This window comes from Flavobacterium wongokense, from assembly GCF_021608265.1.
GTDB lineage: Bacteria > Bacteroidota > Bacteroidia > Flavobacteriales > Flavobacteriaceae > Flavobacterium > Flavobacterium wongokense.
Genome location: NZ_JAKIHP010000002.1, coordinates 66068 through 78601 on the forward strand (window position 1 = coordinate 66068; position 12534 = coordinate 78601).

The window sequence follows — 12534 nt, forward strand, 5'->3', positions numbered from 1 at the left end:
TATAGTTAATGAGTGTTAAAAATATTATAATCCTTTTTTTAAGCTGTATTGAATGGCTACTTTTGCGATATGAAATCCTTTGCAAGATTATTATTGTTAGTTTTTGTTGTTTTCCTTTCAACGCCAACAGTGGTTACGTTGATTAAGAAAAGCACCGATACTTCCTTATTTTATAGTTTTGCCGAAGAGGAAATCCACAAGGAACTAAAAGAGGTTAAAGCCGAATTGAAACAACAATTCGATTATCCTTTTTTGGATCTAAAAATTAAAAATACCGCAATCATTTCTGAGAATTTATCGCGTCATGATAACGTTTCTTCGGAAATCTTTTCACCTCCACCCGAACTAATTTAATACATCGCAGTTTTTCAATACCTACAATAATGTGGGTGTTAATCTTATGTATTAAATTTTTCAAAATGACAAAAAAAATAAATCTTTTTGGAAACCTTAAGTCTGACTTTGCTTCAGGTTTAGTGGTTTTCCTGGTGGCACTTCCATTATGTTTAGGGATTGCTTTGGCTTCCGGTGCGCCATTATTTGCCGGAATTATTTCGGGAGTTGTAGGTGGACTAATTGTAGGGTATCTGAGTACTTCACACCTGAGTGTTTCCGGACCTGCTGCCGGTTTGACGGCCATTGTCCTCACCGCAATTACCGATTTAGGAAGTTTTAATGCTTTTCTGCTCGCTGGTTTAATTGCAGGTAGCATTCAATTGATATTGGGCTTCATAAAAGCAGGAAGCATTTCCAATTATTTCCCGACCAATGTCATCGAAGGGATGCTGGCCGGAATAGGTGTCATTATTTTCCTGAAACAAATTCCGCATGCTTTTGGTTACGATCCCGATCATGAGGGAGATTTAGGATTCTTTCAACCTGATGGGAAAAACACTTTCTCTGAGATTTTCCATATGGTCAATCATATTCAGCCTGGCTCCATAATCATTTGCCTTATTTCGCTTGCGATTTTGATTGCGTGGACTAAAGTAAAATTCCTAAAAGAGCTGAAATTGGTACCTGCAGCTTTGGTTGCTGTTGTGGTTGGAATACTTTTAAACGAATTATTCATTCAGTCCGGAAGCATTTTAGCTATAGGAAGCGGGCATTTGGTAGCACTTCCGGTTCCAAAAACCTTAGCCGAATTTACAAATATCTTTATGGCTCCCGATTTTACGGCGATTACCAATTCTAAAGTCTGGATTGTTGGAGCAACCATTGCCATTGTTGCTTCCATTGAAACGCTTTTATGCATTGAAGCTGCCGACAGGATGGATGTTCAAAAAAGATACACCGATACCAATGTCGAATTAAAGGCACAGGGAATCGGAAATATTGTAAGCTCGCTTCTTGGCGGTCTGCCAATGACATCGGTTGTCGTAAGGACTTCGGCGAACAATAATGCAGGAGCAAAATCAAAGATGTCAGCCATCATTCATGGAGCATTGCTATTGATCAGCGTTTTGTCAATCCCAATGATTTTGAACAAAATTCCATTGGCAACTTTGGCTGCAATCCTATTATTGGTTGGTTATAAATTGGCCAATCCAAAAACATTGAAGCATTTCTGGGAAAAAGGAAAATATCAGTTTGTCCCTTTCATAGCAACATTAGTTGGAGTAGTTTTTACTGATTTATTGAAAGGTGTTGCATTGGGAATTATCATCAGTATTATCTTTGTACTCAAAGGAAATTTAAAACGTGCCTATAATTTCAGGAAAGAGGAATACGCCGATGGTGATGTAATCCATATCGATTTGGCGCAGGAGGTTTCATTTCTGAATAAGGCTGCCATAAAATCGACATTGAATAACATCCCGGAAAATTCCAAGGTAATCATCAATGCAGCAGATACCGTTTATATTGCCCATGATATCCTGGACTTGATACGCGAATTCAAGACAACACGTTCTGTAGATGAAAATATCAAAGTCAAACTCAAAGGATTTAAAAAAGCATATCGATTAGAAAACAGCGATGGATTCAAGAATACCGTTACTGTAGAACATAAAGAACATTTAGAATTAAAATAAAACAACATGAAAACACTAAATAAAGAATTACAGGCTTCCATCACACCAAGAAAAGCCTTAGAAATATTAAAAACAGGCAACACCCGTTTCGTAAGCAATCTTCAGGCGCATCGTGATTTGCTTGAGCAGGTTAATGATACCCGTGACGGACAATGGCCATTTGCAACCATTTTGAGCTGCATCGACAGCCGTACTTCTGCTGAGCTTATTTTTGACCAGGGATTGGGTGATATTTTCTCGGTGCGTATTGCCGGGAATATTGTCAACACCGATATTTTAGGAAGTATGGAATTTGCCTGTAAAGTGGCTGGCTCTAAATTGATTGTGGTTTTGGGACACACCAAATGTGGAGCGGTAAAAGGCGCCTGCGACCACGTAGAAATGGGTAACCTTACTGAGTTATTGTCTAAAATCCAACCTGCGGTTTATGCCGAAAAGAAAACACAGGAAAACCGTACGGCTTCCAACCCAACATTTGTTGAGAATGTATCTGAAATCAATGTGAAGCGCAATGTTGGCAGCATCATTGAACGCAGCTATATTTTAGAGCAGATGATTGAAAAAGGTGAGATCGGGATTGTTGGCGGAATGCACAATATCGAAACAGGAGAAGTAACCTTTTATCAGGATACAATCTACATCAACGATGAGCAAAGCCCTGATTTCTCGTTGGCAAAATTAAGATAGTAGTTAAGTTGAATTCAAGTTTTGAAAACCATCATCCGCTTTCGGCTGGTGGTTTTTTTATTACTATATTTGATTCAAACTTACATTATGGAAGATTTTTATAAAAAAATATTGGACAACAATAAGGAATGGGTTGAAAAGACATTGGAAAAAGACCCTAACTATTTCAAGGATTTAGCCAAAGGCCAAAAACCGCCTTTATTATGGATTGGATGTTCAGACAGCCGTGTTCCTGCAAACGAAATTATTGGAGCCAAGCCGGGAGAAGTTTTTGTACACCGAAACATCGCCAACATGGTCGTGCATTCCGATATGAATATGCTGAGCGTCCTGGATTATTCCGTAAATGTTTTGAAAGTAAAACACGTCATTGTCTGTGGACATTATGGCTGCGGTGGAGTGAAAGCCGCAATGGGCAATGATTCTATCGGAATTATTGACAACTGGATTCGCCACATCAAAGATGTTTACCGTTTTCATGAAAGTTATCTGGATGCTATTGTTGATGAAGAAGCGCGATTCAATGCTTTTGTCGAAGTCAATGTAAAGGAACAGGTTTTAGATTTGGCCAAAACTTCGATCGTTCAGGCTGCGTGGAGAAGTGGACAGGATTTAACGGTACACGGCTGGGTTTACGGATTGAATTCGGGTTATGTAACCGATTTGAATGTGAACCTAAGTTCCAACAAGGATTTGGATGAAGTATACCAATTGAAATTCTAAAAACAAAAAATCGCTTTCGGGCGATTTTTTTATTTTTTAGCTGTCTCTTTCTTCGTTTTCGTTGAATGCTGAAGGCAATAACTGTGGAATGAACCGTATCAATATTGGCAGCAATAATGCTCCGCCAGGTAAAAGGAAAATCGTTAACGACGGAACGGTTTTACAAATGTCGAGCAGTTGGGTTTTAACCTTTTTCTTTTCCTCCTTGTCCAATTCCTTATGGGTTGCTTTGGTCAAAAGATGCATCAGTTCCTTGCTTTGGGAAATTTCCTTTATCAGACGTTTTTTATTTCGGTTGACCAAAACCTGGACGCTTTCTGTGGTGTGGTCGTAAAAGTTCTTTACCGGATTGGAATTATTGAAATACGGAATTTCGTTTTTATATTTTACAATGAAGTTATTGATGAAATGAATGCTGTCAATAGTGAAACTTTCAGGAATTTCTAATTTGTCGCCCAGTCGAAACAGGAAATAACGCTCTTCATTTTCAACCTTTTCATCGCTCCACAAACTGATTCCGGCCAAATCAATCAGGTAGAATTTTTCCAAATCATTGCTCAGGTAACTCAAATCCAAATCATCAATGGTTTTGATACCCTTATTGGAAAACTTATTATAACGAACAGACGATTCAAAAAGTTTCTGAAGCAATTCGTCATGGACTGAAATTCCGGTTTTTGATTTCAACGAAAGCGAAACAATGCTGATGACAATGTCTTCAATGCGGTTGAAATATTTTTCAGGGAGTGAACCCTTTTCAAGGTATTTTTTAAACGCCAGTACATCTACAAAAAGCAAAGCATTTGTAATCACGTGTGAGAAACTTTTGCTAAACAAATCTTCATTTGTCTGTACTCTGTCGTGTATGATTTTCTCGAGCTTACTTGATTCCGATGTACTCGAAAGCATTTTCTGCAACGGATTAAAACCTTTTGGCGACAGCAGATTGTAAAAGGCAACAGCTTCGGTAATGAAGTGCTCGGGATTGGTATCCTGTTTGGTCAGGCAATACATTTGATACAACGTATTGAGCATTCCAATTTTTGAAATCTCCTCAGGAAAACGGTCTTTTATCGGGATTGGCTTTGACGTATCAAAACTTACAATGTGCCCAAAAATAAAACCTGTCGTTCTGGTCCTTGAATAGAATTCTGCTTCAGAAGCCATTAAAGGCATTCCCGAAGGTTTTTGCTCTATAAAGAATTTTTCAATCCAGCCAGGTATTGATGGGTTAAACATTTGGGTTGCATTTAGATTGCAAAACTAAATCTTTTTTACGAGCGACAAAATCAAATTTAGAAAGTATCACGTGATTTGATGTTTTGTTCACAAAGCTTTATGATTTCTGTAATACGCGATTTTCGGGTTTCTTCGCGTTTGGCCTGGTTGAGCCAGTATAAATAACTTTTTCGATACGATGGGCTAAAGGCGTTGTAGTTGTCAAGGGCTTTTTTGTTTTTGGAAAATGCAGCCTGAAGATCTTTAGGCATTTCCAGGTTTTCAACAGCGTCCAAACTTTCCCAGGAACCATTTTTCTTGGCAATTTCAATTTTCTTCAAACCACTTTCGTGCATCAGGTTGTCGGCGATGAGTTTTTCGATATAGGTTTTATTGAGTTTACTCCAAACGCTTTTGTCCTTGCGTGGTGTAAACATTTGGCGCCGACGCTCGTCATCGAGTCGTTTTACCGTTGAATCAATCCAGCCATAGCAGATCGCAACCTGCACGGCATCTTCCCAACGCATGCTTTCCTTTCCGCTTCCAACTCTGTAAAATATTAAATGGGCAACCGTAGACGAATGATGGTTTTCATGCAGCCATTCACGCCATTCCTGTGCATTTTTGAAGTATAAAAGGTCTTTTTCTTCCAAGTGAAATTATTGTATAATTGCTGAACATGCAACTCTTGCACCTGCATTTCCTGAGGGTTGTGTTACGTAATCGTCTGGTTTTTCATGGACAATAAGCCCTTTGCCTAAAATGTCTTTAGTGTTGTCACCACAACCAATACACCATTCGGCTGTTTTGAAAATTATCGTGGCATTCCCATCGGTATCTGCTGTGAAGTTTCCAATATCGCCTTTGTGGTATTCGGCATCGCCCCATTTTCCGTGTTTTTTGAATGTTGGGTTCCAATGGCCTCCTGCTGAAGCGGCATCTGCAGACGAACAATCGGCTTTTTCATGAATATGGATTGCGTGTACACCAGGCGTTAATCCCGTTAGTTTGCATTCCAGGCTGACTTCACCATTCTTTTGAAGGAAAACGGCTGTGCCTTCCACTTTGCTTCCGCTTTTGGGTTCGAGATGAATGCCGACTTTTTTATCGTAATCGTTTGTTCCGGAGCTTTTGCAGCTGAATATGAATAAACCAAGGGCAATAATTCCCAGAAATATTTTCTTCATGACGTTTAGATTTTATTCGCATAAAATTAATCAATAACTATTGTTACGCCTTACAATATTTTGTTAAAAGATTAATGGATTAGGAATGAAAACTATTTAGTTTTTTCGCCTACAAAATAATCGCTTTGCAATTTGAAAAGCACATTGAAAGTAGTCAAACTTCCATAAATTCGGGTAATGTATTGCTGCAATTCTACCTTTTCGATTTCCTCAAGGTTGCTGGCATTGATTTTTTGTTCCATTACACGCAAACGGTCACGGAGCATTACAATCTTATGGAAGAACACGTCGATAGGCACATCTTTGTGGGCCAAACCTGCCTGGCCAGGTTCGAGTTTCATGTTGCCGCCTTTCCATTTGTCGCCAATCGCAACAGGCTCGCCAAGGCCATTCCATTTTTTCAATATGGATAAGAGGCTTTGCTCCACATCATAAAAACTAATCGTATCGACTTCGTTTTCTGCAGCTTCAATTACTTCAAATTCACTGTTGATGGCTATCGTTTCCAATCCGCCGTCAATAAAGGTTACCCAATATTCCTTGGACGATACATTTGTCACTACACCTTTGCCGTATTCGGCGTGGTTTATTCTGGAGCCTATTCCTAGTAGTTTCATATTTTCATGTTTAGACGACTAAAATAGGTATTTGGGTCGAAAAAACAAAAAAGCCGAATGTTATCATTCGGCTTTGCTTTATTTCAACAGAATCTGCCTATTCTGTAGCTTCCCAAAGTTCTATTTTGTTTCCTTCAGGATCGAGAATGTGGACAAATTTCCCGTAATCGTAAGTTGCAATCTCGTCAACAATGGTTACGTTTTCCTTCTTTAATTCTTCTACAAGAGCTACTAAATTTTCGACCCTGTAGTTTATCATAAAGTCTTTTGTAGAAGGCTCAAAATATTTAGTGCTTTCCGGAAAAGGGTTCCATTGGGTAAGCCCTTTTTTGGTAGAGTCATCTTTGTCAAGCCATTCAAAGCTTGTTCCGTAAGGAGTCGTATCAAATCCTAAATGTGTTTTGTACCATTCGTTAACTGCTTTTGGGTCTTTGCATTTGAAGAAAACGCCTCCAATTCCTGTTACTTTTTTCATTGTATTTTTATTAGAAATTATTGTTTTAGTTGTAAAGCCTAATAGAAACGAGGCAGCTATCAGCGTTATTGTTAAAGTCGTTCGTTTCATGGTTTTTCTTAATTAGCTTGTTTCTTTTTTAATATGGTCGCACTGATAAACGGAACCAACAACCCAATTGGAAGCAATACTTCAACGTAAGTGAAGACAATTACCCAAAAAGGGTTTTTATACATGTCCTTCATCATCATCATTTCGTCGGTTTTGGCTTTAATTTCATTTGGAGTCATTCCGGAAGTGCTCATTTTTTTAATGGAAGCTGCAGTATATTTTTCCATGAAATCAGGATATAGGCAATAGTATTCGATAAGCCATACGCCAACATATATCGTAGACGCAATCAAAGAAATCAACGCGCCAATCTTTAAGGCTTTGCCAAAGGTAATGACGCCATTGTTTTGTTTGTCACGATAATTTTTAACGCCAATGAATACAAAGGAAAAGGCTACCAGCATTCCGGTGTAACCCAGGATCATGCTGCCTTCCCAATCAGGATTTTGGTTCATTGAATAGACACCATAAGCCATAAATGCGGTTACTATTGCACCCGCTATTAAACCATAAGTTAAGATAATTTTATTACTCGCGCTTGAGTTATTGTTTTTTTGGTACTCGTGAATCTTCGATTTCATAATTTTTGTTTTAGATTATGTGGCAAAGGTTGATAATGTAGTCTGAAAACCGCTCATCCTTTTGGGTGATTTTAAATAAATCATCCTAAAGTAGGAGCGAGGAGCCCCAATTTTTTGGCGGTTTCAATGGCCTGTGTCCTGCGTTTTACTTCGAGTTTTTCAAATAATTTTGCGCTGTGGGTTTTGACGGTGTTCAATGAAACAAATAATCTTTCGGCGATTTCATTATTGCTCAAACCTTCTGCCATAAGGCTCAATACTTCGAGTTCGCGTTTGCTTATTTTGCGTAATTCGAGTTCGGTTTCGTTTAATATAAAAGGTTCGTTGATGTTAATCCGTACTTCCTTTTCTACAATGATGGTTTTTTCTTTTGGATTCGTTATTTTATTCGCAAGCCAGATTCCAAACAGCAAAAAGAAGACTGCGATTATTGTAACGTAGATTTCAAACTGATGTTCGAGTATTAAAAAGCGGAATTCCAGCCAACGCAACAGCAGCATCAATACCGCCATCATTGCGGCATAACCCAGGAGTTCCTTATGTCGTTTTAGCTTTTCAATCATTTACCAAAAATAGAAAATTAGCCAATAGGAAACAGCCAATAAACGCGAGAAAATAGCGAAACGTGATTTGTAGCCCCGATGGGAGCGATACCGAAGTAAAGCGGACAGCGGGAATGTGCGTCGTAAATAATCATAAGCTGTGCTACTGATAAAAAACAAAACCCTAATAATGTTTCCACTATCAGGGTTTTGCCAACCTAAATTATCCTATTTTAATTATGAAACGAGTTCGCTTTGATTCCTGAAAACTAACTGCCCGTCAAAACTATCCAGTAAAATAATACTGTCCGTTGCGATTTTACCAGCAAGGATTTCTTTGGAAAGCTGATTGAGTACTTCCCTTTGGATAATCCTTTTTACAGGACGTGCGCCAAATTGCGGGTCGTAACCTTTCATTGCGAGATATTCAATAGCTTCGGGAGTAGCGTCTAGAGTAATGTTTTGTTTTGCCAGCATTTTGATGACACTTTTGAGTTGTAAGCCTACAATTTGACTGATGTCGGAATTGCTCAATGGCGTGAACATTACAATTTCGTCGATACGATTGATGAATTCCGGACGGACTGTTTGTTTCAATAATCCCAAAACTTCAGTTTTTGCGGCTTCCATTGCGGTTTCGATATCGCCTTTTAAATTTTCAAATTTCTCCTGTATTATCGAGCTTCCCATATTGGAAGTCATGATGATAATCGTATTCTTGAAATCGGCTAAACGGCCTTTGTTATCTGTTAATCTTCCTTCATCCAAAACCTGCAGCAAAATGTTAAAAGTATCAGGATGCGCTTTTTCAATTTCGTCCAACAAGATTACCGAATACGGTTTTCTGCGAACGGCTTCGGTCAACTGACCACCTTCGTCATAACCGACATATCCCGGAGGCGCACCAACTAAACGGCTTACGCTGTGGCGTTCCTGGTATTCGCTCATGTCGATACGCGTAATCGCGTTTTCATCATCGAATAAATATTCCGCTAAGGCTTTTGCCAATTCGGTTTTACCAACACCGGTTGTTCCCAGGAACAGGAAAGTACCAATTGGTTTTTTCATATCCTGCAAACCGGCACGGCTTCTACGCACAGCGTCGCTAATAGCTTCGATGGCTTCATGTTGGCCAACTACACGATGATGCAGTTCCTCTTCGAGTTTGAGCAGTTTTTCACGTTCTCCCTGAAGCATTTTCATTACCGGAACTCCGGTCCATTTGGCCACGACTTCCGCAATGTCTTCACGGGTAACTTCTTCTTTTATTAAGGATGTTCCGGCTTGGAATTCCTGTAATTCGGCTTGGAATTTATCCAAACGTTCCTGTGCTTCCTTTATTTTTCCGTAACGGATTTCGGCAACCTTTCCGTAATCACCATCACGTTCAGCACGCTCGGCTTCGTATTTGAAATCTTCGATTTCCTGTTTTACCAATTGGATGTTATCAACCACATCTTTCTCTGATTTCCATTTGGTAAAGATTTCGTTGCGCTCTTCTTTGAGGTTGGCCAAATCCATCGAAAGAATTTTCATTTTGCTTTCGTCATTCTCGCGTTTGATGGCTTCAATCTCGATTTCCAGCTGCATTATTTTTCTATCCAACACGTCCAGTTCTTCGGGTTTGGAATTGATTTCCATTCGGAGTTTCGAAGCCGCCTCGTCAATCAAATCAATTGCCTTGTCAGGAAGGAAACGGTTGGTGATGTAGCGTTGCGATAATTCGACTGCTGCCATAATTGCTTCGTCCTTAATCTGAACCTTGTGATGCGTTTCATATTTTTCCTTGATACCGCGAAGGATTGAAATCGCACTTTCGGTATCAGGTTCCTCAATAATGATTTTTTGGAAACGACGCTCGAGTGCTTTGTCTTTCTCAAAGTATTTTTGATATTCATCCAATGTCGTTGCACCGATTGCACGCAGTTCGCCACGAGCCAATGCAGGCTTTAAAATGTTGGCTGCATCCATGGCACCTTCGCCACCTCCGGCACCAACAAGCGTATGGATTTCGTCAATGAAAAGCACGATATCACCTTCAGAAGAAGTTACTTCCTTGACAACAGCTTTCAATCTTTCTTCGAATTCCCCTTTGTATTTGGCTCCGGCTATAAGCGAACCCATATCCAAAGAATAAATTACCTTGTCCTTGAGGTTTTCGGGAACGTCACCGTCTACGATTCTATGTGCCAAACCTTCGGCGATGGCTGTTTTACCAACTCCTGGTTCTCCAATAAGCATTGGGTTGTTTTTGGTTCTTCGGGTTAAAATCTGAAGCACACGGCGTATTTCCTCATCACGGCCTATAACAGGGTCTAATTTTCCCTGCTTTGCCAATTCGTTCAGGTTTTTGGCGTATTTGCTCAGTGAATTATAAGTTTCTTCAGCAGAAGCAGAAGTTACTCTTTCGCCTTTGCGGATTTCGTCAATGGCGGCTTGCAAACCTTTTTCGGTTACACCCTGATCTTTCAGGATTTGGGCTACTTTGCTTTTTGATTTAAATATCGCCAAAATCAAATGTTCGATGGAAACATATTCATCATTCATTTTTTTGGCAATGGCAGCTGCATCGTTCAGCATCGCATTGGCATCACGTGAAAATAGGATATCAGTGCCCGAAACTTTTGGAAAGTTTTGAATGGTGCTGTCCAATATCTTTTTAAATAAATCGACATTCACATTGAGTTTTTTCAGGATGAATGGCGTAACGTTTTCGTCAACTTCGAGTATGCCTTTGAAAATGTGTTCGTTTTCTATCTGCTGTTGACCAAAACCTTGTGCAAGCTGCTGTGCCTGTTGCAGAGCTTCCTGCGATTTAATGGTTAATTGATTTATATTCATAATTTTTATCCTTGTAATTAGTGTGTTATTTTTTCAACCACAAATAACAATTTATATTCCAATGGAGAATTACAGACAAAATGTCTTTTTTTATATGATTTTCAGGATGTAAATAAGTCAAAATGTCTTAAAACAAGACAGTTAACCATAAAAAAAAGCAGCCGTAGCTGCTTTCTAATTATAACTAAAATAATTGTAACGGAATGTTTTACGGATTTAGCTTGTGGTACGAATTGTACGAAGCGGCCAGAACTGCCAGGAAAATAAACGGCATGAACCCTTCAAATCCAATTCCGTCAACTGCAAAATGACTGATGCTTGCAAAGATAAAATCGAATGCAAATCCGGCGTAAGCCCATTCCTTAAGGCGTTTTGGTGCTGCAGGAATAATTAAGGTCAGTGCTCCTAATATCTTAAAAACTACGAGCGCATTCCCGAAATATTCAGGATATCCCAGATGTTTGATTCCCTCTTTAGCCATTTCGGTTTGTGAGGTTAGTGCCGGCATAACGCCTTCCATCAGGAAAATGATGATTGTTGTGATCCAAAAAATGATTTTGTGTTTCTTCATAAATATTGAATTTAGATTTAGTTATTTTTTCAAAGATGCAAAATATTCGTCCAATCCTTGAGCTGCCAATGTTAATCCTTCCTTGAAGCCCATTGCGATTGTAGCTTCCAGATCTTTCAATTCAGGGTAGGTGATGTGGAATGTCACAACGGTGTGGTCTTCAACGCCTTTGAAATCGGTATCCCATTTTGATTGTGGCATTTCCTTATTGATTTTGCCTTCAGAATCTGTAAAACCATCTGTTGCCGTAAAGCTTTTTTGGTCTTCAATTTTAAGATAGTCTGCAACCGACCAGTGCTCCTCGCCATTTGGTCCTACCATAGCATAAAGCCATCGGCCGCCTTCCCTAAAATCCATAGATTTTGTTCGTGCTTTCCATGGTTTTGGTGCCCACCATTGATCTAATATTTCACTGTCGGTGTAGGCTCTCCAAACTAATGGAAGTTCTGCGTCAAATGCTTTTTTTACTGTAATTGTGTTGTTTTGTTTGTTTACGGAAAAGTCCATAGTTAAATCGATGCTCATGATTTCTTGTTTTTAAATGTTGATAATATATTGTCTAATTGATTGTATTTATCTTCCCATATCTTCCGGAACTGCTCCAGCCATTGATCTATTGCTTTCATTTTTTCGACTTCAAGTTTATAATAAATTTCACGTCCTATCTGTTCCTGTTTGACCACTTCACATTCCACCAAAATTTTAATATGTTTTGAAACAGCCTGCCTGCTGGTGTGAAAATGTTCAGCCAAGGCGTTTGGCGTCATTGCCTGTAGTGCTATCAAAGTAATTATGGCTCTTCTTGTTGGGTCTGAAATAGCCTGGAATATATCTCTTCTCATCTTTTTTATTTTTTAAATGCGAAACTAATCGGTTGCAAATATATACGCAACTTTTTGGTTGCGCAAATTTTTTAACACTTTTTTTTAATTTTTATGGAATAGGTGTAATAAATTTAGCCAAAATGCG

Annotated in this window: 15 protein-coding genes; 4 read left to right on the forward strand and 11 right to left on the reverse strand. The window is 39.1% G+C overall.

Going from position 1 to position 12534, the window contains the following annotated elements; translation table 11 throughout:
• Positions 1 to 69 precede the first annotated feature (69 nt).
• The 4 genes from L1S31_RS06280 to can all read left to right on the forward strand — a co-directional run bounded on the left by L1S31_RS06280 (position 70) and on the right by can (position 3443).
• Positions 70 to 354 (forward strand): hypothetical protein, encoded by a 285-nt coding sequence (locus L1S31_RS06280; RefSeq protein ID WP_236463653.1) that lies wholly within the window; start codon positions 70 to 72, stop codon positions 352 to 354.
• Between the two features lie 65 nt (positions 355 to 419).
• On the forward strand, positions 420 to 2033 hold the full coding sequence (locus L1S31_RS06285) for a SulP family inorganic anion transporter (protein ID WP_236463655.1): 1614 nt from the start codon (positions 420 to 422) through the stop codon (positions 2031 to 2033).
• 6 nt (positions 2034 to 2039) lie between these two features.
• Positions 2040 to 2720: a carbonic anhydrase family protein gene (locus tag L1S31_RS06290; RefSeq protein ID WP_236463657.1), complete on the forward strand. Its 681-nt coding sequence runs from the start codon at positions 2040 to 2042 to the stop codon at positions 2718 to 2720.
• 87 nt (positions 2721 to 2807) lie between these two features.
• Positions 2808 to 3443, forward strand: a complete 636-nt coding sequence (can, locus tag L1S31_RS06295) for a carbonate dehydratase (RefSeq protein WP_236463659.1) — start codon at positions 2808 to 2810, stop codon at positions 3441 to 3443.
• 36 nt (positions 3444 to 3479) lie between these two features.
• Here can and L1S31_RS06300 read toward each other — a convergent pair whose 3' ends face one another.
• The 11 genes from L1S31_RS06300 to L1S31_RS06350 all read right to left on the reverse strand — a co-directional run bounded on the left by L1S31_RS06300 (position 3480) and on the right by L1S31_RS06350 (position 12407).
• Positions 3480 to 4682, reverse strand: a complete 1203-nt coding sequence (locus L1S31_RS06300; protein WP_236463662.1) for an LETM1-related biofilm-associated protein — start codon at positions 4680 to 4682, stop codon at positions 3480 to 3482.
• 56 nt (positions 4683 to 4738) lie between these two features.
• Positions 4739 to 5314, reverse strand: a complete 576-nt coding sequence (locus tag L1S31_RS06305) for a YdeI/OmpD-associated family protein (protein ID WP_236463663.1) — start codon at positions 5312 to 5314, stop codon at positions 4739 to 4741.
• A gap of 6 nt (positions 5315 to 5320) precedes the next feature.
• A complete protein-coding gene (locus L1S31_RS06310) occupies positions 5321 to 5848 on the reverse strand; it encodes a superoxide dismutase family protein (protein ID WP_236463665.1) in 528 nt (175 codons plus the stop codon).
• Between the two features lie 92 nt (positions 5849 to 5940).
• Positions 5941 to 6465 (reverse strand): DUF8685 domain-containing protein, encoded by a 525-nt coding sequence (locus tag L1S31_RS06315; RefSeq protein ID WP_236463667.1) that lies wholly within the window; start codon positions 6463 to 6465, stop codon positions 5941 to 5943.
• 97 nt (positions 6466 to 6562) lie between these two features.
• Complete coding sequence (locus L1S31_RS06320; protein ID WP_236463670.1) at positions 6563 to 6940, reverse strand: VOC family protein; 378 nt, start codon at positions 6938 to 6940, stop codon at positions 6563 to 6565.
• A 98-nt stretch (positions 6941 to 7038) separates the two neighbouring features.
• On the reverse strand, positions 7039 to 7611 hold the full coding sequence (locus L1S31_RS06325) for a DUF4199 domain-containing protein (protein ID WP_236463672.1): 573 nt from the start codon (positions 7609 to 7611) through the stop codon (positions 7039 to 7041).
• Between the two features lie 80 nt (positions 7612 to 7691).
• Positions 7692 to 8174 (reverse strand): helix-turn-helix transcriptional regulator, encoded by a 483-nt coding sequence (locus tag L1S31_RS06330; RefSeq protein WP_236463674.1) that lies wholly within the window; start codon positions 8172 to 8174, stop codon positions 7692 to 7694.
• Between the two features lie 216 nt (positions 8175 to 8390).
• Positions 8391 to 10994, reverse strand: a complete 2604-nt coding sequence (gene clpB / locus L1S31_RS06335) for an ATP-dependent chaperone ClpB (protein WP_236463675.1) — start codon at positions 10992 to 10994, stop codon at positions 8391 to 8393.
• A 208-nt stretch (positions 10995 to 11202) separates the two neighbouring features.
• Positions 11203 to 11565, reverse strand: a complete 363-nt coding sequence (locus L1S31_RS06340; RefSeq protein ID WP_236463677.1) for a DoxX family protein — start codon at positions 11563 to 11565, stop codon at positions 11203 to 11205.
• A gap of 21 nt (positions 11566 to 11586) precedes the next feature.
• Entirely contained in the window at positions 11587 to 12090 is a 504-nt protein-coding gene (locus tag L1S31_RS06345; protein WP_236463680.1) for an SRPBCC family protein, read from the reverse strand.
• Positions 12087 to 12407 (reverse strand): ArsR/SmtB family transcription factor, encoded by a 321-nt coding sequence (locus tag L1S31_RS06350; protein ID WP_236463682.1) that lies wholly within the window; start codon positions 12405 to 12407, stop codon positions 12087 to 12089. The genes L1S31_RS06345 and L1S31_RS06350 overlap by 4 nt, the downstream gene beginning before the upstream one ends.
• Positions 12408 to 12534 lie beyond the last annotated feature (127 nt).